Raw genomic sequence first — 25,935 nt, 5'->3', positions numbered from 1 at the left:
TGCGGTGGGGAGCCCGGTGGCGGCACCCTCGTGGAATCAACGGAAGGATGCCGGTCGTTCGTTCCCCGGCGCACGCCGGGCGGTCCGCCCGGGTGCACCTCGGAGGGTCAGAAGAGGCTGCCGCCGACCACCTGCAGGACCAGCTGCGGAGCCACCGAGAGCACCACCGCGCCGCAGCCGGTGAGGGCCAGGGCGGCCGCCAGCGGGCCGGGGGTGCGGGCCGCGCGGACCTCGGCCGCGTCGCCCGCGGGGGCGAACAGCCGGGCCGTCCACAGCAGGTAGTAGTAGAGGGCGATCACCACGTTGACCGCCATCACCACGGCCAGCCAGCCGAGCTTCGCGTCGACGGCGGCCTGGAAGACCACGACCTTGCCGAACAGGCCGATCACGCCGGGCGGCAGGCCGGCCAGGCAGAGCAGGAAGAAGGCCATCGCCAGGGCGCTCCAGCGGCCGCGGGCGAACAGGCCGCGGTGGTCGTCCAGCCGGGTGCCGGCGGTGCGGGCCACCGCGCCGACCACGCCGAAGGCGCCGAGGTTCACCACGCCGTAGATCAGCGCGTAGGCGACGGTGGCGCCCAGCGGCTGCGGCGTGCCCCGGTAGCCGGCGGCGGCCAGCGGGACGAGCAGGTAGCCGGCCTGGGCCACCGAGGACCAGGCGAGCATCCGCACCGCGCTGTGCTGGGTGTCGCCGCGCTGCCGCAGGGCGGCGACGTTGCCGGCCGTCATGGTGAGCGCGGCCAGCACCGCGAGCACCAGGCCCCAGGTGTGCCCGTACGGGTGGAAGGCGATGGAGGTGACCAGGGCGAGGCCGGCCAGGCCGGCCGCCTTGCCGACCACCGAGAGGTAGCCGGCGACCGGGATCGGTGCGCTGGTGTAGGTGTCGGGCAGCCAGAAGTGGAACGGCACCGCCGCGACCTTGAAGGCGAAGCCGACCATGGTGAGCACGGCGCCCGCCTCGGCCAGCGGCTTCAGCTGCCCCGGCACGCGGGCCAGCCCCTCGGCGATCGGCACGAGGTGGATCGAGCCGGTCGCGGCGTACACGAAGCCGACGCCGAGCAGCATGACGGCGGTGGCGGTGACCGAGGAGAGGAAGAACTTCAGCGCGCCCTCGGCGCCCCGGCCGTCGCGGCGCAGCGCGACCAGCGCGAAGGCCGGCAGCGAGGCGACCTCCAGCGCGATGATCAGGGTCGCCAGGTCGCGCGAGGCGGGCAGCAGGGCGGCGCCGGCGGCGCTGCTCAGCAGCAGGAACCAGTACTCGCCGCCGGGCAGCTCCTCCTCGTCGACGGTGTGCAGCGACAGCAGGACGGCGATCAGTGCGCCGCCGAGCGCGAGCAGCTGGAAGGCCAGCGCGAAGTTGTCGGCGGTGTAGCTGCACGCCCCGCCCGCAGCCTTCAGGCAGAAGGTCGAGCGGGCGTCGCCGCGCACCAGCGGCAGCAGCGAGGCCAGCGCGAGCACCAGGCCCGCGGCCGAGGCCCAGCCCAGGACGCGCTTCCGGCCGGCCGGCAGGAAGAGGTCCGCGACCAGCACGGCGAGTGCGGCGAGCGCCGCGACCAGCGGCGGCGCGACGGCCACCCAGTCGACGGACTGGATGAGGCCGCCGGGGTCGGCGACGGCGATTGGGTTCATGGCGGGCTGCCCCAGGGGAGGAGATCCGAGCGGGGTGCTGATCACGGCTCAGCCACCCCCGAGCAGGTGCTTGACGGCCGGGTCGGACAGGCTGAGCAGCAGGGCGGGCCAGACGCCGGCGACCAGGGTGAGTGCGGCCAGCGGCGTCCAGCTGGCGGCCTCGTACGCCTTGATGTCGGGCAGGTCGGCGACGAGGGCGGGCTGCTTCGGGTCGCCCATGCAGACCCGGCGGACGACGGCCAGCAGGTAGCCGGCGGTCAGCAGGGTGCCGATGCCGGCCAGCACCATGTACGTCACGAAGGCGGGTCGGGAGAGGCCGGCGGCCGGCTCGAAGGCGCCGAACATGGCGAGCAGCTCGCCCCAGAAGCCGGCCAGGCCGGGCAGGCCGAGGCTGGCGACGGCGGCGAAGGCGAGCAGGGCGCCGATCCGCGGGGCCCGGCCGTACAGGGCGGCGCCGGTGGCGCCGGCCAGGGTGTCCAGGTCGGAGGTGCCGTAGCGGTCCTTGATCGCGCCGACGAGGAAGAACAGCAGGCCGGTGATCAGGCCGTGGGCGATGTTGCCGTACAGCGCGCCGTTCACCCCGGCCGGGGTGAGGGTGGCGATGCCGAGCAGCACGAAGCCCATGTGGCCGACCGAGGAGTAGGCGATCAGGCGCTTGAGGTCGCCCTTGGCGCCCTGCCTGGCCAGTGCGAGGCAGGCCAGCGAGCCGTAGACGATGCCGACCGCGGCGAACGCGCCGAGGTAGGGCGCGAAGGTCTCGGCACCCTCGGGGACGATCGGCAGCAGCACCCGGACGAGGCCGTAGGTGCCCATCTTCAGCAGGACGCCGGCGAGCAGCACCGAGCCGACGGTGGGCGCCGCGGTGTGCGCGTCCGGCAGCCAGCTGTGCAGCGGCCAGGCCGGCGCCTTCACGGCGAGGCCGACCAGGATCGCCAGGCCCGCGACCAGCTGGGTGGTGTGGGTCAGGCCCTCGCCGTGGGCGGCGGCGAGCCGGGTCATGTCGAAGGTGCCGGCCTTGAAGCCGATCAGCAGGAAGCCGAGCAGCATCACGGCAGAGCCGAGCAGCGTGTAGAGGATGAACCGGTTGGCGGCCGGCACCTTCGCGCCGCTGCCCCAGCGGGCGATCAGGAAGTACATCGGGATCAGCACGATCTCGAACGCCACGAAGAACAGCACCAGGTCGAGCACCGCGAAGGTCGCCAGCATGCCGACCTCCAGCAGGAGCAGCAGGCCGGTGAAGGACTGCGCGGAGGGCACGCCCCCGCCGGCGGGGAGCCGGCGGGTGGAGTACAGCGCGCAGAGGAAGGTGAGCAGGGCGGTGAGGACGAGCAGCGGCAGCGAGATGCCGTCGACGCCGAGGTGCAGCCGGACGTCGATCGCCGGGATCCAGCGGACGTCGGTGACGGCCTGCATCACGCCGGGGCGGTCCTGGTCGAAGCCGATCGCGAGGGCGACGGCGAGCACCAGGGTGGCGCCGGTGACGCCGGTGCCGAGCCACAGGGCGCGGCGGTCGGCGGCGGCGCGGTCGGCCCCGAACGGGACGAGGGTGGCGGCGGCGCCGGCCAGCGGCAGCAGCAGGAGGGCGATGAGGACTGCGTTCACCGGGTGCTCCAGGTTCGTGCTGCGGCGGGACGGGGCGGGCGTGTACGGGTCATGATCCGACCGCCACCAGGACGGCGAGCAGGACGGCCCCGGCGAGCAGGGCGTTCAGGTAGGCCTGTGCGTTGCCGTTCTGGGCGCGGCGCACCAGCCACCCGAGGGCGTTGGCGCCGGTGCCGGCCCCGCGCACGTACGTCTCCACCACCTCGCGGTCGAGGAAGTTCACCAGCCGGGCGGCGGCCGCGGTCGGGCGGACGAACAGGGCGCTGTACAGCCGGTCCACGCCGAAGCCGTGCTGGGCGAAGCGGTACACCGGGCCGAGCAGCAGGCGGCCGGGGTCGGCCGGCGCGCCCTCTGCGGCGGGGCGGGCGGCCTGCCGGGCGCCGGCGGTCCGCCAGGCGGCGTAGGCGATCAGGATGCCGGCCAGGGCGAGGCCGGTGCCGAGCACCGAGGTGGTGACGGTGGGCCGCAGCGAGCCGCCGTCGAGCAGCGAGGGCAGCCAGTCGTCGCGCAGCCCGAGCAGGCCGAAGCCCATGGCCGGGACGGCGAGCACCCACAGCGGCCAGCGCATCGCGGCGGGCTCGGCGGTGGCCGGGTCGGCCTCGTCGATCTCGGGCGAGTACGGGGCGCCGGCGGCGGGTGCGGCGGCGGCCTCCGCCGCGGCGGGTTCCCCGGCGGCGCGGCCGTGGAAGGCGACCAGCCACATCCGGGTCGAGTAGGCGGCGGTGAGCAGGGCGGTCAGGCAGGCCGTGACCAGGACGATCCAGCCGGCCGCCTCGGGCACCGCGGAGGCCGGGCCGACGCCGCGGGTGAGCGCCTCGCCGTGGGCGGCGTGCTCGGCGGCGGTGAACACCGATTCCTTGGAGAAGAAGCCGGTGAACGGCGGCAGGCCCATCAGGGCGACCAGGCCGATGCCCATCGCCCAGTAGGCGTCGGGGACGCGCTTGCGCAGCCCCGGCATCCGGGACATCGCCGAGATGGAGTTGGTGTGCGCGGCGTGGATGACCACACCGGCGGTGAGGAACAGCAGCGCCTTGAAGACGCCGTGGCCGACCAGGTAGAAGACGGCGGAGTCGCGGTCGCCGGAGGCGAGGGCGCCGGCCATGTAGCCGAGCTGGCCGACGGTCGAGTAGGCGAGCACCCGCTTGAGGTCGTCCTGGGCGAGGGCGCAGAGCGCAGAGCCGACCATGGTGACGGCGGCCATCACGGCCAGTACCACCAGAGCGGCGGCGGAGAGCAGGAAGACCGGCATCAGCCGGGCGACCAGGTAGATGCCGGCCGCGACCATGGTCGCGGCGTGGATCAGGGCGGAGACCGGGGTGGGACCGGCCATCGCGTCGGGGAGCCAGGTGTGCAGCGGGAACTGCGCGCTCTTGCCGGCCACGCCGCCGAGCAGCAGCAGCGCGATCAGCGTGGGGTGGCCGAGCCGTCCCTCGGTCGCGGCGGCCAGCACGTCGGTGACCCGGAAGCTGCCGGCGTCCGCGCCGAGCGCGAAGATGCCGAACACGAACGGCACGTCGCCGAGCTTGGTGACCAGGAAGGCCTTGAGCGAGGCGGAGCGGGCGTCCTCGGTCTCCCAGTGGTGGCCGATCAGGAAGTACGAGCAGATGCCCATGATCTCCCAGCCGACCAGCAGCACGATCAGGTCGCCGGAGTACACGACCAGGAACATCGCCGCGGTGAACAGCGAGACCAGCGCCGCGTACGAGGGGTAGCGGGGGTCGTCCTTGAGGTAGGCGGTGGAGTAGATCTGCACCAGGGTGGCGACCAGGCCGACCAGCAGCGAGATCAGGACGGAGAAGCCGTCCAGGTGGAGCGCGAGCGAGATGTCGGGGCCACCGGTCGGGGTGAGCCGGGTGGCGGCGTCCAGGCTCTGCCCGGTGCCGAGCTGCACGGCGACGACCACGGCGAGCACCGCGGAGACGGCGACCGGCAGGACGGCCAGCGGCCGGGCGAGGCCGGGGAACCTCTTGCCGGTGGCGAGGCCGGCGGCCGCGCCGAGTGCGGGCAGGGCGGGGACGAGGATCGGCAGGGCGAGGTTCATGCGGCCTGGCCCTCCGGCTCGGCGGCGGCAGCGTCGGGGGCTGCCTCGGACGGGTCGCCGAGCACGGTGAGCCGGTCGACGTCGGCGGTGCGGCGGGTGCGGAAGACCAGCAGCACGATGGCGAGGCCGAGACCGATCTCGGCGGCGGCCACCGTGATGGTGAAGAGGGTGAGCGCCTGCCCGGCGTGCACGGCGTCGCGCAGCCAGGCGTCGAAGGCGACGAGGTTGAGGTTGACGGCGTTGAGCATCAGCTCGACGGACATCAGCACCAGGACGACGTTGCGCCGGGCGAGCACGCCGTAGACGCCGACGCTGAACAGCAGCGCGGCGAGGACGGCGGGGTAGACGAGGTGCATCGGCGTCAGCGCTCCTGCGCGGGGGCGGTCGGGGCGGTGGACGGGGCGGGCGCCGCGGGGGCGCCGGGCCGGCCGACGGGCTTGCCGGCGCGCAGCTTGCCGGCGCGCGGCCGGGGCAGCGTGCCGGAGGTGCTGCGGGAGAGCACGATCGCGCCGACCAGGGCGGCCAGCAGCAGCACCGACAGCGCCTCGAAGGGCAGCACCCAGTGGCGGAAGAGGTACTCGCCGGTGGCGCGGGTGGAGCCGCCGCCGGCCGTGAGGTCGATCCAGCTGGTGCGGAAGGCGTCCGCGACCAGGGTGACCAGGGTGCCGGCCGCGGCCAGCGCCACCAGCAGGGCGGCCCAGCGGTTGCCGGAGTCGGCGTCCGGCGAGCGGCCGATCGGCGCCCGGGTGAGCATCAGTCCGAAGAGCACCAGGACGACCACCGAGCCGAGGTAGATCAGCACCTGCACCCAGGCGATGAACTCCGCGGTGAGCAGCAGGAACTCCACGGCGAGCCCGCCGAGCGCGACGACCAGCCACAGCGCGGCGTGCACCAGCTGCTTGGTGGTCACCGAGACCACGGCGGAGCCGAGCACGGCCAGGCCGACGAGCAGGAAGACCACCTCGGCCCCGGTCGGGGAGAGGAAGGAGCGGGAGGCCGGCTCCAGCGAGCCGGCGGCGGCGAGCAGGGTGCTCATGCGTCCTCGCCCTCCTGCGCGGCCGCGGCGGCCAGCTTCTCGGCCGCCTTGCGGGCGGTGGCGATCTCCTTGGGCTCCTCGGCGGCGGGGTCGAGGGCGGGCGGTGCGGGCACCGTCCACATCCACTCGCGCAGCCGCTCCCGCTCGTGGGTGAGGTCGAGGATGTCGGTCTCCGCGTACTCGAACTCCGGGGACCAGAACAACGCGTCGAAGGGGCAGACCTCGATGCAGATGCCGCAGTACATGCAGAGCGAGAAGTCGATCGCGAAGCGGTCCAGCACGTTGCGGGTGCGGGCGCGGGCGTTCGGGTCGGCCGCGGGCAGCGTCTCCTTGTGGGAGTCGATGTAGATGCACCAGTCCGGGCACTCGCGGGCGCAGAGCATGCAGACCGTGCAGTTCTCCTCCAGCAGCGCGATGACGCCGCGGGAGCGCGGCGGCAGCACGGGCTGCACCTCGGGGTACTGCGCGGTGACGGACTTCCGCGTCATGGTCCGCAGGGTGACGGCGAGGCCCTTGGCCAGGCCGGTGCCGGGGATGTTCAGAGCCATCAGGAGATCGCCACCTTGACGATGCCGGTGAGGGCCAGCTGGACGAGCGCGAGCGGGATGAGCACCGTCCACGCGAAGCGCATCAGCTGGTCCTCGCGAAGCCGCGGGTAGGTGACCCGGAGCCAGATCACCACGAAGGCCAGCGCGAACGTCTTGAGCAGCGTCCACAGCCAGCCGAGCGAGTCTTCGAACGGGCCGTGCCAGCCGCCGAGGAACAGCACCGTGGTCAGGCCGGCGACCACGACGATGCCCGCGTACTCGGACAGCAGGAACAGCGCGAAGCGCAGGCCGGTGTACTCGGTGTACGCGCCGAAGATGATCTCCGAGTCGGCCACCGGCATGTCGAACGGGGGCCGCTGGAGCTCGGCGAGGCCCGCCGTGAAGAAGACGAAGGCGCCGATCGCCTGCCACGGGATCCACCACCAGTGGAAGGCGTCCACGATCCCGGGCAGCGCCACCGTGCCCGCGGCCATCGCCACCGAGGCGGCGGCCAGCAGCATCGGCAGCTCGTACGACATCAGCTGGGCCGCCGTGCGCAGGCCGCCCAGCAGCGAGAACTTGTTGGCCGACGCCCAGCCCGCCATCAGCGAGCCGAGCACGCCGATGCCCATCACGGCCAGCACGAAGAAGATGCCGGCGTCGATCGCCTGGCCGACGAAGCCGTCCGGGCCGATCGGGATCGCCAGCAGCACCAGCAGGTAGGGCAGCAGCGAGACGGCGGGCGCCAGCTGGAAGACCCGCCGGTCGGCACCGGCCGGGACGACGTCCTCCTTCTGCGCGAACTTGACGCCGTCGGCCACGAGCTGGGCCCAGCCGTGGAAACCGCCCGCGTACATCGGGCCGAGGCGGCCCTGCATGTGCGCCATCACCTTGTGCTCGGTCTGGCCGATCACCAGCGGCAGCACCAGGAAGACGACCAGGGTGGCGACGCAGCGCAGCAGCGTGTCGATCAGGTTCACGCGCCGTCTCCGTCCTGGGCGGGGGTCTGCGGGGTCTCGGGGGCCTGCGGGGCTTCGGGCCCGGTCTGCTCGGGCTTCGCGGGCTCGGGCTGCTCGGCCTCTGCGGGCTCGGGCTTCGCGGGCCCGGGCTTCGCCGGCTCCGCGGGGGCCCCGGGCTTCGCCGTGGCCTCGTCGTGGGCCGGGACGGGCGCGTGCCAGGGCGCGTCCGAGGACTGCGTCCGGGCGGTACGGCGCGGCCGCTCCTCGGCGGGTGCGGCGGGTGCGGTCGGCGCGTCCGGCGCGGTCGGCGCCCCGGGCTCGGCCGGGGCGCCGGCCTGGCTGACCGAGCCCTCGCTGATCGAGCGGGTCCGCCGCGGCCGGTCGGCGCGCACGGGGGCGCCCTCGGCACCGGCGGCGGCCGCACGGGGGCCCGCGCCGGCGGCCGCCGCACGCGGGCCGGCACCGGCCGCGCGCGGGGTGCGGGCGGCGCGGGCCGGGCGCTCGGCGACCGGCGGCAGGGTGCCCTTGAGCGGGCCCCACTCGTTGGGGTCGGGCACGCCGGCGGGCTGCATCTTGCGGCGGGCCGGGCCCTCGCCGTGGTCGGACTCGCCGGGCTCCTTGGCGCCGGGCCAGGCCTTGGCGACGCGGGCGGCGAGCACGAAGTCCTTGCGCAGCGGGTGGCCCTCGAAGCCGTCCGGCAGCAGCAGGGTGACCAGGTGCGGGTGGTCGGCGAAGTCGATGCCGAACATCTCGTGGGTCTCCCGCTCGTGCCAGGCCGCGCCGGCGTAGACGCCGACGGCGGTGGGCAGGGCGGCCTTCTCGCGCGGCACCCGGGTGCGCACCAGCAGGTGGCGGACGGCGCCGGGGTGGGCGACGTCGGCGAGGTGGGCGGAGACGGAGAAGCCCTCGGCGAGCTCGTCGACGGCGCTCAGCCAGTCGAAGTAGCTGAGTCCGAGGCCGTCTCGGGCAGCGGTGAGCGCCTCGATCCAGTGCTCGGCGGGGACGTCGACCGTCAGCAGGCCGTACGCCTCGGCGGCGGTGGCCCAGGAGCCGATCGCGGCGGCCGTCCGCTCGGCCGGGGTCGGCTCGGCGGCGGGTGCGTCGGCGGCCGGCGTCGGCCCGGCGCCCGGCGTCTCGGCGGCAGGGGTGGGCTCGGCGCCCGGCACCGGCTCGGCACCCGGCTGGTCGGGAGTGCTCACTTCGCGCCCTCCGGTCCGGCGACCAGCCCGCGGCGGAGCGCGGAGGCGGGCGCGGTGTAGCGCTGCGGCAACGACTCGGCGGCGATCTTCTCCTGGAGCTTGAGGATGCCCTGGAGCAGCGCCTCGGGCCGCGGCGGGCAGCCCGGCACGTAGACGTCGACCGGGATGATCTGGTCCACGCCCTTGGTGACGGAGTAGGAGTCCCAGTACGGCCCGCCGGAGTTGGAGCAGGCGCCGAAGGAGATGACGTACTTGGGCTCCGGCATCTGCTCGTACAGGCGCTTGACGGCCGGGGCCATCTTGTCGGTGACGGTGCCCGAGACGATCATCAGGTCGGCCTGGCGCGGGCCGGGCGCGAACGGGATGACTCCCATCCGGATGAAGTCGTGCTTGGCCATCGACGCGGCGATGAACTCGATCGCGCAGCAGGCGAGGCCGAAGTTGAAGCACCAGAGGCTGTAGCGGCGGCCCCAGTTGAGGACCACCTTGACCGGGTCCGGCGCGAGCCGGGCCAGCGGGCCGAGCCGGCGCGGTTCGACGGCGCCGGGCCTGGCCGGGTCGGGGATGCCGAGCGGAACGGGGCCGTTGCCGCCGTGCCCGTGGGCGTGGGTCACGTCCATTCCAGAACGCCCTTCTTCCAGGCGTAGAGCAGTCCGACCGCGAGGAAGCCGATGAAGACGAACATCTCCACCAGCGTCGCCGCCCCGTACCCCGCGGCGGCGAAGACCGTCGCCCAGGGGAAGAGGTAGATCGCGTCGACCGCGAAGATCACGTAGAGGAACGCATAGACGTAGTAGCGGATGTGGGTGTGCGCCCACCCCTCGCCGACCGGGTCCACTCCGCACTCGTACGCCAGCAGCTTCTCCGGCGAGTACACCACCGGGCGCAGCAGGCGGTTGGCGGTGAACGACACCGCGACGAACAGCACGCCGACGACGGCCAGCAGCCCCACCGCCGCGTACGCGTCGAAGTAGCCACTGCCCGTGGCAGTGCCGGCAGCAGCCAGCTGCCCCTCCATGCGTTCGCCTCCACATCGGCCGGGCCCGCCGTCCGCGGCGGGTTCCGGTCTCTTTACGCGCCCATAACCATTGCTCAGGCGTGAGTCTAAGTGCACCGCTCGTCTACTCCTGAACCTGCCCGGTCCGCAAGACGCATGCTGGACACCGGCCCGTGGGACGCGCCCTCGGGCCCGGTGCCGCGGGGTGGGGATAACCCCCGTCCGGGGAGGGCGCCCAGCCCCATGGCGCGGCGGTGCCCGGGACCGCGATGCTGGTGCCCGCAGCGGCACTCCGGGCCCGCTGACCGGTGAGACGGCGGAGTCCGTCGAAAGGGCGGGTGTGCGCAGTGGAGGAGCGGGTCGAGGACGGGGCCGGGGTGTCCCGCCCCTCCCCGTACGGGCGGCAGCTGTGGCTGCAGGTGCAGCACCTGCTGGTGAACCTGCCGCTGGGGATCGCCGGGTTCGTCTTCACGGTGGTGATGCTCAGCGTCGGCCTCGGCCTGGCGGTGACGGTGGTGGGGCTGCCGCTGCTGGCCTGCGGTCTGGCGGGCAGCCGCTGGCTGGGTTCGCTGGCCCGGCGGCGGGCCCGTGCCGCGCTGGGCTCGGAGGTGCCGGAGGCCGGCCCGCTGGTGGTCACCCGGCCGGGGATGTCGGGCTGGGTGATCGCCTGCCTGACGGACGGGCTGAGCTGGCGCTCGGTGCTGTACGGCATCCTGCTGCTGCCCTGGGGAATCCTCGGTTTCGCGCTGGCGCTGGTGCTGGTGCTGGTGGGCTGGCCGGTGCTGCCGTGGGCGGTGCGCGGCCTGGCGGCGGTGGACCGGATGCTGGTGGGCAGCCTGCTCTGCCCGGCCGCGCTGACCGAGCGGGTGCGGGAGCTGGAGGACGACCGCGGTGCGGTGGTCGACACCGCCGCGGCCGACCTGCGCCGGATCGAGCGGGACCTGCACGACGGCGCCCAGGCCCGGCTGGTGGCGCTGGCGATGGACCTGGGCATGGCCAAGGAGCGGCTGTACGAGACCACCACGCCCGAGGACGTGGCCGCGGCCGCGCGGATGGTGGACGCGGCGCACGGCGAGGTGAAGATCGCCCTGCAGGAGCTGCGCGACCTGGCCCGCGGCATCCACCCCGCGGTGCTGACCGACCGCGGGCTGGACGCGGCGCTCTCCGCGGTGGCGGCGCGCTGCACGGTGCCCGGCGGGGTGAAGGTGAACGTCGACCTGAAGGACGGGGAGCGGCCGGACGCCGCGGTGGAGGGGATCGCCTACTTCACGGTGAGCGAGCTGCTGGTGAACATCTCCAAGCACGCCGGGGCCCGGGCCGCGGCGGTGGACGTCTGGCGGTCCGACGACCGGCTGATGCTGCTGGTGCGGGACGACGGCCGGGGCGGGGCCGATCCGGCCCGGGGCAGCGGGCTGGCCGGTCTGGCCGAGCGGGTCGGCGCGGTGGACGGGGTGTTCCTGGTGGAGAGCCCGGAGGGCGGTCCGACCGCGGTCACCGTGGAGCTGCCGTGGCGCACCCGCGCGGGGCGGGCCTGACCGTCGGGTGCGTTGGAGGGCCCGGCGGCCGCCTCCCTTGCGCGGTACGGCCGCCGGGCCCGGCCCGGATGGGCGGGTGTCAGCCGCCGGGCGGCACCCGGAGCCTCGGCCCGGTGGGTCGCGGGCCGGCCGGGGACGGTCGGGTGGGTTCCTTCTTGGGGCGCACCGGGGTCTCCTCCCGAGGCTGTGCGCGGGCACGGCGATCAAGCTGGCTTTGTCAGCATTTCAGCTGTATGTCCGGTTCGCCGCCGCGGCGCGCCCGAAGAACGGGCCCCGCCCGCGATTCACGCCTCCAGCAGGGCGAACAGCTCCTCCCAGCGGTCGAGCACGCGGTCCGGCGAGAAGCGCACGATCGCCTCGCGGGCCCGCTCCCCCATCGCGTCCCTCAGCTCCCGGTCGTCCATCAGCCGACCGAGCTGGCGGGCCAGCGCGGAGGTGTTGCCGACCGGGGCGAGCAGGCCGTCCTCGCCGTCCCGGACGATCTCGTGCACGCCGGGGGCGCAGTCGAAGGCCACGCACGGCACGCCGCAGGCCATCGCCTCCATCAGCGAGATCGGGAAGCCCTCGCCGCGCGAGGAGAGCACGAAGATCCCGGCGCCGGCGAGTGCCCCGGGCACGTCGTCCGTCCGGCCGCAGAACTCGACCGATCCGTCCAGGCCGAGGTCGGTGCACTGCGTGCGCAGCGTCTCCTCCTCCTCGCCGAGGCCGTAGATCTTCAGCTGCCAGCCGGGCCGGCCGCGGACCGCCTCGGCCCAGGTCTCCAGCAGCAGGTCGACGCCCTTCTCCTGGGCGAGCCGGCCGATCGAGACGACGGTGCGGTCGGCCGGGGCGACCGTCTCCGGCACCGGGAAGGGCAGCGGGTTGGGGATGCCGCAGGTGGAGTTCATGCCCTGGCGGATCCAGGCGTCCGCGTCCTCGTCGGTGAGCACCACCAGGCGGTCCACGTCCGCGTAGTACCGCTGCACCCGGGCGAACCGGGAGGAGGCCCGGCAGGTCTCGAAGGACTCGTGGCTCATGCCGATGACCTGAAGGCCCTTCAGGTCGGCGAGCGCCACCCACTCCATCGCCCACACCTGGGTGACGATCACCACGGCGCCCGGCCGGGCGGCGCGGAACATCGCGCTCATCCGCTCGGCGGCGCCGCGCATCCCGGCCTCGCGGGCGGCGTTCCGCCGCCTGGCCGCGACGTCCAGCTGCTGCCACGGGTACTTCGGCGTCCAGGCGGCCGGCGGCTGGGCGTCGTAGAGGGTGGTCATCCCGTACGGGAGGCCGTCGCCGAAGTCCTTGTGCAGCACCGCCGGGGTGATGCCGATCAGCTCCACCCGGTGGCCGCGGCCGGTGAGCAGCTCGGCCATCCGGTGCGACCAGCTGGAGACGCCGCCCAGTTCGTCGACGCTGTTGCTGACGATGAAGATGTCGCGATTCACCGGACGGTCTCCCGCTCGTGCTGGTCCTGCTGGTCCTGTCCGCCCTGTCCGGGCCCGCCCTGCGCCTGCTCACCCCGCGCCTGCCGGCCCGGCCCGCCGCCCGGCTCCGGGCCGAACATCAGGTCGGCGATCCGGGCCGCGGCGTCGCCCCGGTCGTACTCGCCGTACGCCGCCGCGAACTCCCGCCGGCGGTCCGCGTACTCCTTGCCGGTGGCCTCCAGCTCCTCCAGCGCGGCGAACAGCTCGCCGGCGTCCCGGAGCACCGGGCCCGGTGCCTCGCTCAGCAGGTCGAAGTAGGTGCCGCGGACGTCCTCGGCGTACTCCTCCCAGTCGTAGGCGAAGAACAGCATCGGCCGGTCGAGCAGCGCGTAGTCGAACATCAGGGAGGAGTAGTCGGTGACCAGCGCGTCCGACAGCCGGTAGAGCGGGGTGACGTCCTGGACGTCGGAGACGTCCACCACCCGGCCGCGGACGGACGGCGGCAGCACCACCCGGTTCAGGTAGTGGCAGCGCACCAGCAGGGTCAGCCGGTCGCCGAAGCGGTCGGCGAACTCCTCCACGTCGAAGGGCAGCTCGAAGGCGCGCACCTTGCCGCGGGCGTCCGCCCGGAAGGTCGGCGCGTACAGCACCACCGGCTTCGACAGGTCGATGCCGAGCTCGCCGGCCAGCTGCCGGTCCTTCGCCGCGTCCTCGCGCAGCAGCACGTCGTTGCGCGGGTAGCCGGTGCGCAGCAGCCGCTCCTCGCCGATCCGGTACGCGGGCGCCAGGGTGCGCACGTCGTGCTCGGAGCGGACGACGAAGTGGTCGAAGCGGTCCAGCCCGGCGAGGTACTCGGCCTGCTGGGCCGGGGTCTGCCGCTTCAGCGAGGCCAGGTCGAAGCCCATCTTCTTGAGCGCCGAGCCGTGCCAGGTCTGGATGTACGTGGTCTCGGGCCGCTTGCGCAGCCGGTACGGGTACCCCTGGTTGTCCACCCAGAACTCGGCCTGGGCCAGTGCCCGCAGGTACTGCCAGGACCAGCGCCGCACCAGCGTCGCGCCGGACGGGAACCCCTCGGTGGACTTGGCGTACGACCAGACCGGCTTCATCGGCGCACCGCGGCGCACCAGCTCCTCGTAGACCGCGCGGGGGCTGTCGCTGAACTGCAGGCCCTGCTGGCTCTCGAAGACGACCTGGCCCTTGACCACGGGCAGCCGCTGCAGCAGCCGGTGGTAGACCTTCAGCTTGGTGTCGCCGTTGTTCAGGGTGCGCTTGAGCTGCAGCGCACCGCGGACGGTGCGGCGGGCCCGGTCGGCGGCGGCGTTGGCGACCGCCGAGGCCTCCCCGCGCAGCGCGCGTTCGACGAGGTCGGTGCCGCGCCGGGCGGCCGCGCCCTCCGCGGCGAGCTCGAAGGCGAGGTGGCCGCGGGCGGTGGCGTGCGGGGCGAGGCGGTCGCCGGTGAGCCTGGTCAGCCGGGGGCGGACGGCGGGGGCGGCGGCCGCGGCGAGGTCGATGTCGCCGACGGTGAGCCGGGTGGTGGTGCGCTCGCCGTTGGCGGTCAGCACCAGGCGGACGTCCCAGACGGCGTCCAGCACGCCGATCGGGCGCAGCTTGCGGGCGATGTCGGCGGTGGCCCGCCAGGCGATGCCGTCGCCGTCGTGGCGGACCTCGGCGACCGGGAAGGAGAACGACTTCATGCCCTTGCGGCGGGGCGAGAAGTCCAGCCGGGCGGCGAGCTTGGCATCGGCCGGGACGCGGCCGAGCGGGTTGACGATCCGCCCGGCCAGCTCGACGCCCTGCGGGCCGGCCGCGTAGCCGGTGAGCCGGTTGCGCAGGAACAGCTTGCGCAGCGGTGCCGCGTGGTAGCCGTGCGCGGTGACGTCGAGCACCTTGCGGCCCTCGGGGTCGTCGAGGTGCTCGGCGCAGAAGTACACCCGGCCGTCCTGCTCGGTGAGCGGGGCGGCGAGCTTGTCCCGGTTGATCAGGGTGTCGACGGCGGGCAGCAGGTTGTCCCAGTCGTCCTGCCCGAGCAGGTAGGCGCAGATCCGCTGCGGGCTGCCGACCTCCTCGTACGCCTCCGGGGCGAGCCCGGCCAGGTAGCCGCGGGCGTGCTCGGCGAACTCCTTGCGGAAGTCCTCCGGCAGGAAGGGCAGGTCGCGCAGGTGCAGCACCAGGTCGTGCTTGAGGAACTTCACGTCCTTGCGGTACTTCAGCTCGACCATGCCGCGGTCGGCGAGCATCGCGTCGATCCGGCGGTGGATCTCCAGCCGGTCGGTGAAGTTGCGGATCTCGTGGCGGCGGTTGGAGAGCGAGCGCTCGCCCTTGCTCGGCGGGGCGACGTCCCACCAGTAGACCCGGTTGGGGATCAGGGTGATCCGCTCGGCGGCGAGGTACGCCTGCGAGGAGAAGAGCAGGTCCTCGTAGAGGATGCCGACCGGGAAGGTCAGCGCGTGCTCGGCGAGGAAGGTCCGGCGGTAGGCCTTGTTGGTGGAGAGGGTGTCCCACACCAGCAGGTCGGGCAGCTCGGCGATCGAGTCCAGGGTGCGGGTGCGCGAGTAGATCCACGGGTACCAGGCGTCGGTCTTGCCGTGCCGGTTGCCGAGGAAGCGCCGCACGCTGAGGCCGGAGACCAGGTCGGCACCGGTCCGCGAGCCCGCCTCGTACAGGTTGCGGGCGGCGTGCTCGGCGAGCTCGTCGTCGCTGTCGAGGAACATCACGTACTCGCCGCGGGCCTCGGCGACGCCGTGGTTGCGCGGCGCACCGCAGCCGCCGCTGTTGGCCGGCAGCTGCAGGGCCCGCACGCGCCCCGGGTTCTCCCGCTCCAGGCGCCGGGCCACGGCGAAGCTGTCGTCGGTCGAGCAGTCGTCGACGATCAGCACCTCCAGGCCGCGCAGCGACTGCCCGAGGGCGGAGGCCACCGCCCGGGGCAGCCGGGCGGCGTCGTTGTAGACGATCACGATGACGCTGACCAGCGGCTGCGCCTGACTGGAGGGCATGGAGCGGGGGTCCTTGTCGTCGGGTGGTGCTGAGGGTGCCTGCCGGGGCCGTCCGACTCTGCCGTTCCGGCTCTGCCGATGGGACCACGGCTTCGTGTGAATCCCATGAATTCTCCCACCGCCCGGGGAGTGCCCCGTCCCCCGGGCGCCCCCGGGCCGCGGTACGCCGTGCCGGGGGGTGGGCCGTTCGTCCTCAGCCGAGGCGGGCCAGCAGCCGCCGGAGCCGGGCCCGGACGACCTCCCAGCCGCCGCGCACGCCGTCGGCGACCCGCAGGCCGAGCTCGCCGTTGGTGGTGCCGTACGCCTGCACCAGGGCGAAGCGCAGCAGCGGCCGGTGGACGATCGCGTGCCGCTTGCCGAGGCCCGGGGCGCGGACGGTGGTGGCGGCGCGGCCGCCGCCCTCGAAGGACAGCACGACCCGCAGCGACCAGGCGGTCATCTCGCCGACGTCCCGCAGTTCGAAGGCGTCCACGGCGGTCTCGGCCGTCCAGCCGCCGTCGGGGTGGGCGGCGAGCTCCAGCGGGCGGCGGACGGTCAGCGGCGGGCCGAGCCGGGTGCGCAGTTCGAGCCGGGCGTCGACCGGGTCGGCCGCGGAGACCAGCCCGTACGGGTCGTGCACCCGCAGCCGGACGCTGCAGACCGGGCCGAGCCGCACCGTGCCGTCGACGGCCAGCGGCAGCCGGGACGGGGGCAGCTCGTCGAGGCCGGTGAGCGGCACGCCCTCGGCCAGCAGCGGCCGGCCGTCCTCGTCGGCGAGGTAGGGCGGGGCGAGCCGGGGCGGGGTCGCGGCGAGTTCGCAGGCGCGGGCCAGGTCGGTGCCCTCGACCGGCTCGGGGCGGGCCAGCAGCAGCTCGCTCAGCCAGCGGCCGGCCGGGCTGGCGCCGAGCAGCGGGTCGGTGCCGAATCCGGCCAGGTGGGCGCGGGCGATCCGCCACCAGGCGGCCCGGTAGGCGGCGGGCTTCTGCCGCATCTCCCGGATGTACATCCGCAGGTCGTGGTCGATGAACTTGGTGCGGGCGGCGTCGGCCAGGCCCGGTTCGCCGGCCTCGGCGAGGATGCGCACCACCTCGGCGTGCGCGTCCACCCGGTCCTGCCAGTTGCGGACCTCGTCGCGCCGCAGCGAGATCGACTGCCGCCCGGCCTCCCGGCGGACGTGCCACAGGTACACGGTGTCGCCGACCGCGACCAGCCGCGGCCGGGCCGCGTAGAGCCGGGCGGTGAAGGCGAAGTCCTCGTAGTGCACCGGGCCCTCCGCGAACCTCACCTGGTGCTTCTCCAGGAAGTCCCGCTGGTAGAGCTTGTTGACGCAGAGGGTGTCGCGGAGGAAGTCGGGCCGCTCGCCGATGCCGTCGTAGCGCCGGGGCGGTGCGCCGACCGCGGGGAAGAGGTCGCGCTGCCAGGGGGTGTCGGTGCCGGCCGGCAGCTCCCGCCGGACGCACACCCCGGCGACGACCTCGGCCTGCTCGGCGACGGCGGTGTCCAGCAGCAGCCGGACGGCGTCCGGGGCGAGCACGTCGTCGCTGTCCAGCAGCATCACGTACGGCGAGCGGGCGGCGGCGAGGCCCTGGTTGCGGGGGGTGCCGCAGCCGCCGCTGTTCTCCGTCCGCGTGACGACTCTCACTCTCGGGTCGGCGGCGGCGAGCCTCGCCAGGCGTTCCGGAGTGGCATCGGTGGAGGCGTCGTCGACCACCACGACCTCGGCGACGACGTCCCCCTGGGAGAGCGCCGAACGCACGGCATCGGCGATGTGCGTGGCGTCGTCGAAGACGATCACCACGACGCTGACCTGCGGAGTCGTGCTGGGCGCGGGGCCGGGAGTGCTGGCGGTCATCCCGCGACCTGCTCCTCCCGCTGACGACAACCGGCTGCGATCGTACCGGACCGTACTTATCAGGGTGTCGGATAACTCGGGTCGGAAGCACCCGGCCGGCACCGCGCCCGCCGCTTCCGCCGGGTTCGAACACCGCCGCATAGGATCTCGGCATGACTTGGTTGATCACGGGCGGCGCCGGATACATCGGCGGACATGTCGTGCGGCAGCTCGCCGAGGCGGGCGAGCGGGTGGTCGTCGTCGACGACCTGAGTTCCGGCTCGGCCGGCCGCCTGCCCGCCGGGGTGCCGCTGGTGGTCGGCTCCACCCTCGACCGGGCGCTGCTGGACGCGGCCGTCCGCGAGCACGGCGTCACCGGTGTGCTGCACATCGCCGCCAAGAAGCAGGTCGGCGAGTCGGTCGAGGAGCCGCTGCTCTACTACCGGGAGAACGTCGAGGGCCTGCGGACGGTGCTGGACGCGGCCGTCGCCGGCGGCGTCCGGAAGGTGCTGTTCTCCTCCTCGGCCGCGGTCTACGGCATGCCGGACACCGACCTGGTGACCGAGGAGACCCCGTGCGCGCCGATCAACCCGTACGGCGAGACCAAGCTGGTCGGCGAGTGGATGCTCGCCGCCGCGGCAAAGGCGTACGGCCTGTCCACCGTCTCGCTGCGCTACTTCAACGTGGCCGGCGCGGCCTCCCCCGAGCTGGCCGACGACGGGGTGACCAACCTGGTGCCGATGGTCTTCCAGCGGCTCACCGACGGCCTGCCGCCGCTGGTCTTCGGCGACGACTACCCCACGCCGGACGGCACCTGCATCCGCGACTACATCCACGTGGACGACGTGGCCGCCGCCCACCTGGCCGCCGTCCGCCGGCTGGACGCCTCCGGCGACCCGGTCAGCATGACCCTGAACATCGGCCGCGGCGAGGGCGTCTCCGTCCGCGGCGTGCTGGACGCCGTGGCCCGCGTCACCGGCCTCGGCACCGCGCCCGAGATCACCCCGCGCCGCCCCGGCGACCCGGCCCGGGTGGTCGCCGCCGCCGACCTCATCCGCAAGGAGCTCGGCTGGTCGGCCCGGTACGGCGTCGACGAGATGATCGAGTCCGCCTGGGCGGGCTGGCGGGCCCGCCACCCCGGTCTGTGACCCGGGCCCCGGTCCGTGAGCCCGGCTCCTACTGCGGCACCGCGGTGCCGTAGTAGGAGTCCAGCGCGTACACGCAGCGGTCCTTGCTGCCCGCGAACACCCGCCCGGCGACGGCCACCGGCGAGCCGGTGAGCTCGCCCTTGGTGCCGAGCTCCCAGCGGAGCCGCCCGGTCACCAGGTCGACGGTGTGCAGGGAGTGGTCCCGGCTGCCGACGTGCACCAGGCCGTCGGCGACCGCCGGCGCGCCGACGATCTCGCCGCGGGCGGCGTAGCGCCAGCGCTCCCGCCCGGTGGCGGTGTCGAAGGCGTACAGGGTCTCCCCCGAGCCGAGCAGCACCGCGGTGTCCGCGACGACGGCCGGCTCGGCGCCCTGCCGGCTGCCCGTCCGTCCGCGCCAGCGCTCCCGCCCGGTGGCCAGGTCGACGGCGTACAACGTGCCGAGGTAGTCGGCGACGTACACGGCGGAGGCGTCCAGTGCGGGCGGGGTGAAGAGCACCACCGGCGCGTCGAAGCGCCAGCGCTCGGCACCGGTGGCGGCGTCCAGCGCGTGCACCCGGGCCCCGGCGGTGACGTACAGCACGCCGCCCCGCTCGACCGGGCGGGAGGGCACGTCCTCGCCGACCGGGAACGACCAGCGCAGGCCGCCGCCGCGCGGGTCCACGCAGCGCAGCCGGCCGCCGCCGTAGTAGTGGGCGGAGCCGCCGATCAGGGTCGGGCCGGACTGCGGGTTCTCGTAGTCCTGCTGGGCGTCGTCGGCGCGCCACAGCTCGGCGCCGTTGGCGGCCGAACGCAGTTGCACGCCGCCGCCCCTGATGCCGCAGCAGAGCACCCCGTCGGCGGCGTCCAGCGAGTAGACCCAGCCGTCCAGGGAGTTGCGCCAGCGCTCGGTGCCGTCGGCGACGTCGACGGTGTACAGGTGCGGGCCGTCGGCGGCGTGCACCCGGCCGTCGGCCACCGCGAGCGCCCAGGCGACGTCGCGGGTCTTCCAGCGCCGCTCGCCGGAGGCGATGTCCAGCGCGTGCACCTCGAAGCTGGAGACGAACAGCGTGCCGTCGGCGACCACCGGGGTGCCCCAGACGTCGTTCGACATCCGGAACCGCCAGGGCCGCCAGCGCGGCGCGGGCGCGGGCGGCGGCACCTGGGCGCGGCGCACCCAGTCGGTGGCGGCCGGTGCGGCCGGCACGACGCCGGACCGGCCGGCGGAGGACTGGTCGGCCCGCGGGCCCGGCCCTATCCGGACGGGACCGCCGGAGAGCTGCACCTCCTCGCCGGCCGGGCGGCGGCGCGGGGCGATCCGCTCGGTGGCGGCCTCGCCGCCGAGCGAGCCGTGGCCGCTGTCCGCGGGGGGCGCCGAGGGCTGCGGCGGCAGGACGGGTGCGGGAACGGGCGGCGGGGCGACCGGCGGGGCCACCGCGCGGCGGCCGCGCTTCTGCTCGATCAGCTGGAGGGCGCTGGGCGGCAGCCAGTCCCCGGCGTCGCCCTGCGCGTCGTCGCGGGAGAAGAGGTGCGGGGCGAGCTCGGCCTGGATCTGCGCGGGTGTCGGCCGGTGCTCGGGCGCGGGCCGCATGCAGGCCCGGACGAGCTCGATCAGCTCGACCGGCAGCCCGGAGAGGTCGGGCTGCTCGCGCAGCAGCTGGAACACCGTCTCGACCGGGTTGGCGCCGCGGTACGGGGGGTGGCCGGTGGCGCAGAAGACCAGCAGCGAGCCGAGCGAGAAGACGTCGCTGGCGCCGGTGACGCTGCGGCTGTCCCTGGCCTGCTCGGGGGACATGTAGGCGGGGGTGCCGACCGCGACGTTGGTCATGGTGAGCCGGGTGTGCGAGACGCCGGCCGCGATGCCGAAGTCGATCACCCGGGGGCCGTCCTCGACCACCAGCACGTTGGACGGCTTCAGGTCGCGGTGCACCAGCCCGGCCGCGTGGATCGACTGCAGCGCCTCGGCGATGCCGGCGACCAGCCAGCGGACGGCGTCCACCGGCAGCGGGCCGCAGTGGTTGACCAGGTCCTCCAGCGAGGGCGCGGGGACGTAGGCGGTGGCGAGCCAGGGCACCCGGGCGTCCGCGTCGGCGTCGACCACGGCGGCGGTGTAGAACCCGCCGACCGTCTTGGCGGCGGCGATCTCGCGGGCGAAGCGGACCCGGAACAGGTCGTCCTCGGCCAGCTCTGTGCGCACGGTCTTGATGGCGACCCTGCGGCCCGAGGCGGAGCGCGCCAGGTAGACCAGGCCCATTCCGCCCGCGCCGAGACGCCCCAGCACCTCGAAGGGCCCGATCCGCCTTGGATCGTGCGCCGTCAGCTGGTCCACTGAGCTGCCACCTCCCCGTTGTGCCGTCCCCCGTCCGGGGTGCGCCCCCGATTCTCCAATGCCCGGCCCCCGGGAGCCAATCTCCCCCGCCCGCGGCGCGCGGGCGCAGTGTTCCGGTCGGGCGGCGTCCGCACCGGGCGCGCACGAAGCGTGCGCCGCGAGCCGCACCGCCGGGCGCGGAGCGGCGCCGGCGGCGCCCCCGGCCGCGCTCCCCGCGCCACCGGGGCACGCCCCGGAGGGGACGGGCGGGCGGGTACGGGAAGCCCGTCGGCGATCACTGCCTGTCATCCGACCACCCCTCAGCAGACCGGCCGTCACGCTGTGGGGTCATCAGTGCACGGGGGGGCTACAAGGGGAGCGCTGAATATCCGTCCGAGCGCTCCATTACCACCCCGGGCGGCCTAATTGTCGCATCACCGAATCGCGCCAAGATCGTGCCGCGGTAAGCTGACGGCATGACAGGACAAGTTCGCACCGTCGACGGTCGCGTCGCCGGGCGACGCGGACAGGAGACGCGGCAGAAGCTGCTCGACTGCCTCCGCGAGATGCTCAGCACGTCGCCTTACCGGGACGTCAAGGTCATCGACGTCGCCCGTATGGCGGGTACCTCCCCCGCGACCTTCTACCAGTACTTCCCGGATGTCGAGGGCGCAGTCCTCGAGATCGCAGAGGAAATGGCCGAGGACAGCGGCGGGCTCAAAGAGCTCGTCGAAGGAAAGTCCTGGGCGGGAAAGACCGGCGCCACCACTTCGGAAGAACTGGTGGACGGTTTCCTCGCCTTCTGGCGCAAGAACGATGCCATTCTTCGCGTGGTGACTCTCGGTGCTGCCGAAGGGGACAAACGGTTCTTCAAGATCCGCATGAAGGTCCTCAACTCGGTGGTCGGACCGCTGACCGAAGCGGTACGGGCGAACCAGGGCAAGACCGACAAGACGGTCGACCCGGCCGCGGTGGCCGGCTCGCTGGTCTCCCTGCTCGCCTCCGCGGCGGAGCACCAGAAGGCCTTCACCTCCTGGGGCGTGAAGGTGAAGGACCTCAAGCCCAACCTCGCGCTCCAGGTCTACCTGGGTGTCGCGGGCAGGAAGCCGCCCAAGTAGTACGGCTCCACCACCACCGTCCACATCGCACGTGCGCCCCGGCCTCCTGTCCGGGGCGTGGCGGGCGGCGGCCGTGTCCTCGGGGGAGGTTCGCCGACGCACCGTGACGTGCCCGAGCAGCAGTGGGGCGCCGGAATCCTCGGATTCCGGCGCCCCACTGCGCTGTCCTGTCAGGCCCTACGGGCAGCGCACCACCTGGCCGGCGTAGGCGAGGCCGCCGCCGAAGCCGAAGAGCAGCACCGGGTCGCCGGAGCGGAGCTCGCCGCGCTCGACCAGCTTGCTGAGCGCGAGCGGGATGGAGGCGGCCGAGGTGTTGCCGGAGTCCACCACGTCGCGGGCGATCACCGTGTCGGGGCCCGCGCCGAGCTTGGCGGCGATGGCGTCGATGATCCGCAGGTTGGCCTGGTGGGCGACGAAGCCGCGGAGCTCGGAGGGTTCGAGGCCGGCCCTGCGGCAGGTCTCCCGGGCCAGCGGGGCGATCTGCGTGGTGGCCCAGCGGAACACCGCCTGGCCCTGCTGGCTGATGGTCGGGTCCCAGCCGGTGATGACCACCGCGTCGCCCTTCTCGGGCTCCGAGCCCCACACCACCGGGCCGATGCCCGCCTGCTCGTCCGGGACGGCCTCCACGACCGCCGCGCCGGCGCCGTCGCCGAAGATCACGCAGGTGGAGCGGTCCGTCCAGTCGATGGTGTCGGACATCCGCTCGGCGCCGATCACCAGCGCGCGGGTGGCGGCGCCGGCCCGGATCGCGTGGTCCGCGGTGGCCAGCGCGTAGGAGAAGCCGGAGCAGACGGTGTTGATGTCGTACGCCGCGGGGGCGGTGACCCCGAGCCGGGCGGCGACCGCCGCGGCCGTGTTGGGGCTGCGCTCGATCGCGGTGCAGGTGGCGACCACGACGAGGTCCACCTCGTGGGCCTGCCGGCCACTGGCCGCGAGCGCCTTCTGGGCCGCCTCGGTGGCGAGGTCGACCAGCGTCTCGTCGACCGCGATGTGCCTGGTGCGGATGCCCACCCGGGAGCGGATCCACTCGTCGTCGGTGTCGACCAGCTTCGCCAGGTCGTCGTTGGTGAGGACCTTGGGCGGCTGGTAGTGGCCGAGCGACACGATGCGGGAGGCGGTCATACATCAACTCAACCGGGTTACCGACGGGTCGCCCGGTGACGCACCGGCACAGTATCCGGGTGATTTGGCTGTAGAAGGGTGACAACTCCCCGCAATCCGTACGGACCGGGCCGCACGGTCGCCCCGTCGGCGTCAGGTGGCCAGCGTGGCCGCGTCGCCCATCGCGATCACCGGGTGGGCCGCCGGGTCGAGGGCGCGGATCAGTTCGATCATGTTCGCCTCGGGCAGCGAGATGCAGGCGTGGGTGGGGCCGCCGTGGTCGACGTGCAGCCAGACGCCGCCGCCCTTGGCCTTGCCCTCCGGGGAGGCGGTGTCGAGCGGGGAGCGCCCGGCCACCCGGTTGTAGTTGATCGCCACCACGTAGTCGAAGGAGCCCGCCAGCGGTTCGCCGTTGAAGCCCTTGCCGCCGACCACGAAGCCCGGGTCCTTGTCGTAGGGCAGCTTGCTGCCCGGGTCGGCCTTGCGGCCGCCGGCGTCGGTGAGCCCGAAGACGCCGATCGGGCTGTGCAGGTCGCCGGACCTCTTCTGCTCGGCCCAGCCCTTGTAGCCGTTGTGGCCGGCCCAGGCCTGGCCGGGCTTCCACCGGCCGTCCACGGTGCGCGTCCAGAGCGTGACGGTGGTGTCGGCGGCGTCCTTGCCCTTGCCGGAGGCCACCACGACCTGGGTGGTCTCGGCGGGGATCTTCGCCAGGAAGGACGGGCCGAGGCCCGGGATGGCGGCCACGGTGCCGTCGGTGCGGTCGGAGCGGTCCGCGGTGGCCGGACCCTCGGTGTGCTCGCCGGCCGACATCGGGGCGATGTCGGCCCGCGCCATGTCGGCCTCGGATGCGCCGGCGCTGGTGAACGAGGGGAGGGTCCGGCCCTGGCCGACGGTGAACCAGCCCGCTGTGGCGGCCAGCAGCACCGCCGTACCGCCCATCAGCGCCTTGCCGCCGCGGCGCTTCGGCTTGGCCTTGCGCCGGTGTCCGCGCGGCCGTGGCGCCTGCCCGTCCGCACTGCTGCGGGGGCCCGGCACGTCGGCCGAGCGGTGGTGGACGGAGGCGCGATGGGAACCGGACATGGGGACGATCCTCCCAAAGTCCCGGGCGGAGGCGAAACCCGGGGCGTGTGGTGAGCCTGTGAGCATACGCGGTCCGCGGGGTGGCAGGGGCGTGCCGGTGCCGATCGGACAAAGCGCGCAGGGGCGTTGTCGCGGGCGGGGCGTGCGGGTGCCGGACACGCGCCGGGGCCCGCCGGCTGCGTGCCGACGGGCCCCGGACGGCGGCCCGGGTGGGCCGACGGGGTGTCAGAGGCGCATGGCCTGCGGGGTCTCCCGGCGGGTCAGGTCCGGGCCGTCGTACTCGCGGATGACCTCGTAGCGGGTGTTGCGCTCGACCGGGCGGAAGCCGGCGTCGCGGATCAGTTCGAGCAGGTCGTCACGGCCGAGCTTGTTCGGCGTGCCGAAGTTGTCCGCGTCATGGGTGATCTTGTACTCGACGACCGAGCCGTCCATGTCGTCCGCACCGTGGCTGAGCGCCAGCTGCGCGGTGGTGACGCCGTGCATCACCCAGAAGACCTTGACGTGCTGAATGTTGTCGAACAGCAGTCGGGAGACCGCGAAGGTCTTCAGCGCCTCGGCGCCGGTCGCCATCTCGGTGCGGTCCATCAGCCGGTTGCGGACGACGCCGTCCTTGGAGTCGTGGAAGTCGTGCTGGTAGCGCAGCGGGATGAAGACCTGGAAGCCGCCGGTCTCGTCCTGCAGCTCGCGCAGGCGCAGCACGTGGTCCACCCGGTGGCGCGGCTCCTCGATGTGGCCGTACAGCATGGTGCACGGGGTCTTGAGGCCCTTCTCGTGCGCCAGGCGGTGGATCCGCGACCAGTCCTCCCAGTGGGTGGCGTGGTCGACGATGTGCTGGCGGACCTCCCAGTCGAAGATCTCCGCGCCGCCGCCGGTGAGGGACTCCAGGCCGGCGTCGATCAGCTCGTCGAGGATCTCGCTCGCCGACAGGCCGCTGATCTTCTCGAACCAGTGGATCTCGGTGGCGGTGAAGGCCTTCAGCGAGACGTTCGGCAGCGCCTGCTTCAACTCGCGCAGGGAGCGCGGGTAGTAGCGCCAGGGCAGGGTCGGGTGCAGGCCGTTGACGATGTGCAGCTCGGTGAGGGACTCCGACTCCATGGCCTTGGCCAGGCGGACGGCCTCCTCGATCCGCATGGTGTACGCGTCCTTCTCGCCCGGCTTGCGCTGGAAGGAGCAGTACGCGCAGGAGGCGCTGCACACGTTGGTCATGTTGAGGTGGCGGTTGACGTTGAAGTGGACGACGTCGCCGTTCTTCCGCGTCCGCACGTGGTGGGCGAGGCCGCCCAGCCAGGCGAGGTCGTCGCTCTCGTAGAGTGCGACGCCGTCCTCGCGGGTCAGCCGCTCGCCCGCGTAGACCTTCGCCTCCAGCTCGCGCTTGAGCCCTGCGTCCATGCGGTGACCCCGCCTCTCGTACCTGCCGAAACAATGCCGGAACCGAGACTACGCCTCGGTATGTGCGAGCCGCCCACAGGGGCGC

Annotated in this window: 20 protein-coding genes; 3 read left to right on the top strand and 17 right to left on the bottom strand. The window is 73.9% G+C overall.

The window, feature by feature from the left end; all coding sequences use genetic code 11:
* Positions 1–107 precede the first annotated feature (107 nt).
* The 10 genes from AB0M03_RS16240 to AB0M03_RS16195 are packed head-to-tail and all read right to left on the bottom strand — an operon-like array spanning position 108 to position 10,007.
* Positions 108–1,625 carry an NADH-quinone oxidoreductase subunit N gene (locus AB0M03_RS16240; RefSeq protein ID WP_363492150.1) on the bottom strand — a complete coding sequence of 506 codons (1,518 nt, stop codon included), beginning with the start codon at positions 1,623–1,625 and terminating at the stop codon, positions 108–110.
* 48 nt (positions 1,626–1,673) lie between these two features.
* Positions 1,674–3,227 (bottom strand): NADH-quinone oxidoreductase subunit M, encoded by a 1,554-nt coding sequence (locus AB0M03_RS16235; RefSeq protein ID WP_363492148.1) that lies wholly within the window; start codon positions 3,225–3,227, stop codon positions 1,674–1,676.
* A gap of 49 nt (positions 3,228–3,276) precedes the next feature.
* The gene (locus AB0M03_RS16230) at positions 3,277–5,268 is read right to left on the bottom strand and encodes an NADH-quinone oxidoreductase subunit L (protein WP_363492147.1); all 1,992 of its coding nucleotides are present in this window, start codon (positions 5,266–5,268) and stop codon (positions 3,277–3,279) included.
* Complete coding sequence (gene nuoK / locus AB0M03_RS16225) at positions 5,265–5,624, bottom strand: NADH-quinone oxidoreductase subunit NuoK (protein WP_363492146.1); 360 nt, start codon at positions 5,622–5,624, stop codon at positions 5,265–5,267. Before nuoK ends, AB0M03_RS16230 begins: the two co-directional genes overlap by 4 nt.
* Before the next feature lie 5 nt (positions 5,625–5,629).
* A complete protein-coding gene (locus AB0M03_RS16220; protein ID WP_363492145.1) occupies positions 5,630–6,304 on the bottom strand; it encodes an NADH-quinone oxidoreductase subunit J in 675 nt (224 codons plus the stop codon).
* Entirely contained in the window at positions 6,301–6,852 is a 552-nt protein-coding gene (locus AB0M03_RS16215) for an NADH-quinone oxidoreductase subunit I (RefSeq protein WP_363492144.1), read from the bottom strand. The genes AB0M03_RS16220 and AB0M03_RS16215 overlap by 4 nt, the downstream gene beginning before the upstream one ends.
* The gene (nuoH, locus tag AB0M03_RS16210; protein ID WP_363492173.1) at positions 6,852–7,805 is read right to left on the bottom strand and encodes an NADH-quinone oxidoreductase subunit NuoH; all 954 of its coding nucleotides are present in this window, start codon (positions 7,803–7,805) and stop codon (positions 6,852–6,854) included. The genes AB0M03_RS16215 and nuoH overlap by 1 nt, the downstream gene beginning before the upstream one ends.
* 2 nt (positions 7,806–7,807) lie before the next feature.
* Positions 7,808–8,989 carry an NADH-quinone oxidoreductase subunit C gene (locus AB0M03_RS16205; protein ID WP_363492143.1) on the bottom strand — a complete coding sequence of 394 codons (1,182 nt, stop codon included), beginning with the start codon at positions 8,987–8,989 and terminating at the stop codon, positions 7,808–7,810.
* Positions 8,986–9,609 carry an NADH-quinone oxidoreductase subunit B family protein gene (locus AB0M03_RS16200; protein WP_363492142.1) on the bottom strand — a complete coding sequence of 208 codons (624 nt, stop codon included), beginning with the start codon at positions 9,607–9,609 and terminating at the stop codon, positions 8,986–8,988. The genes AB0M03_RS16205 and AB0M03_RS16200 overlap by 4 nt, the downstream gene beginning before the upstream one ends.
* Positions 9,600–10,007 carry an NADH-quinone oxidoreductase subunit A gene (locus AB0M03_RS16195; protein ID WP_363492141.1) on the bottom strand — a complete coding sequence of 136 codons (408 nt, stop codon included), beginning with the start codon at positions 10,005–10,007 and terminating at the stop codon, positions 9,600–9,602. The genes AB0M03_RS16200 and AB0M03_RS16195 overlap by 10 nt, the downstream gene beginning before the upstream one ends.
* Before the next feature lie 356 nt (positions 10,008–10,363).
* Here AB0M03_RS16195 and AB0M03_RS16190 point away from each other — a divergent pair, with 356 nt between their 5' ends.
* Complete coding sequence (locus tag AB0M03_RS16190; protein ID WP_363492172.1) at positions 10,364–11,521, top strand: sensor domain-containing protein; 1,158 nt, start codon at positions 10,364–10,366, stop codon at positions 11,519–11,521.
* Between the two features lie 284 nt (positions 11,522–11,805).
* Here AB0M03_RS16190 and AB0M03_RS16185 read toward each other — a convergent pair whose 3' ends face one another.
* The 3 genes from AB0M03_RS16185 to AB0M03_RS16175 form a co-directional block, all read right to left on the bottom strand.
* Complete coding sequence (locus AB0M03_RS16185) at positions 11,806–12,948, bottom strand: glycosyltransferase (protein WP_363492139.1); 1,143 nt, start codon at positions 12,946–12,948, stop codon at positions 11,806–11,808.
* A complete protein-coding gene (locus AB0M03_RS16180; protein ID WP_363492137.1) occupies positions 12,945–15,920 on the bottom strand; it encodes a CDP-glycerol glycerophosphotransferase family protein in 2,976 nt (991 codons plus the stop codon). The genes AB0M03_RS16185 and AB0M03_RS16180 overlap by 4 nt, the downstream gene beginning before the upstream one ends.
* Before the next feature lie 193 nt (positions 15,921–16,113).
* A complete protein-coding gene (locus tag AB0M03_RS16175) occupies positions 16,114–17,751 on the bottom strand; it encodes a glycosyltransferase family 2 protein (protein WP_363492136.1) in 1,638 nt (545 codons plus the stop codon).
* A gap of 152 nt (positions 17,752–17,903) precedes the next feature.
* Here AB0M03_RS16175 and galE point away from each other — a divergent pair, with 152 nt between their 5' ends.
* The gene (gene galE / locus AB0M03_RS16170; RefSeq protein ID WP_363492135.1) at positions 17,904–18,878 is read left to right on the top strand and encodes a UDP-glucose 4-epimerase GalE; all 975 of its coding nucleotides are present in this window, start codon (positions 17,904–17,906) and stop codon (positions 18,876–18,878) included.
* Positions 18,879–18,906: 28 nt separating this feature from the next.
* Here the strand turns inward: galE and AB0M03_RS16165 are convergent, their stop codons facing one another.
* Positions 18,907–21,183, bottom strand: a complete 2,277-nt coding sequence (locus tag AB0M03_RS16165; RefSeq protein ID WP_363492134.1) for a serine/threonine-protein kinase — start codon at positions 21,181–21,183, stop codon at positions 18,907–18,909.
* A gap of 455 nt (positions 21,184–21,638) precedes the next feature.
* Between AB0M03_RS16165 and AB0M03_RS16160 the strand changes: the two genes are divergently transcribed.
* Positions 21,639–22,280 carry a TetR family transcriptional regulator gene (locus tag AB0M03_RS16160; RefSeq protein WP_363492132.1) on the top strand — a complete coding sequence of 214 codons (642 nt, stop codon included), beginning with the start codon at positions 21,639–21,641 and terminating at the stop codon, positions 22,278–22,280.
* 177 nt (positions 22,281–22,457) lie between these two features.
* On the opposite strand, the gene AB0M03_RS16155 is transcribed toward AB0M03_RS16160, so the two are convergent.
* From AB0M03_RS16155 to mqnE, 3 genes are all read right to left on the bottom strand, one after another.
* The gene (locus AB0M03_RS16155; protein WP_363492131.1) at positions 22,458–23,402 is read right to left on the bottom strand and encodes a beta-ketoacyl-ACP synthase III; all 945 of its coding nucleotides are present in this window, start codon (positions 23,400–23,402) and stop codon (positions 22,458–22,460) included.
* Positions 23,403–23,534: 132 nt separating this feature from the next.
* A complete protein-coding gene (locus AB0M03_RS16150; RefSeq protein WP_363492130.1) occupies positions 23,535–24,461 on the bottom strand; it encodes a hypothetical protein in 927 nt (308 codons plus the stop codon).
* A 225-nt stretch (positions 24,462–24,686) separates the two neighbouring features.
* Positions 24,687–25,850: an aminofutalosine synthase MqnE gene (gene mqnE, locus AB0M03_RS16145; RefSeq protein WP_363492129.1), complete on the bottom strand. Its 1,164-nt coding sequence runs from the start codon at positions 25,848–25,850 to the stop codon at positions 24,687–24,689.
* Positions 25,851–25,935: the final 85 nt, after the last annotated feature.

Origin of the sequence: Kitasatospora sp. NPDC051914, assembly GCF_040680995.1 — a bacterium.
Classification (GTDB): Bacteria; Actinomycetota; Actinomycetes; order Streptomycetales; family Streptomycetaceae; genus Kitasatospora.
This window is presented reverse-complemented; position numbering and strand designations above follow the sequence as displayed.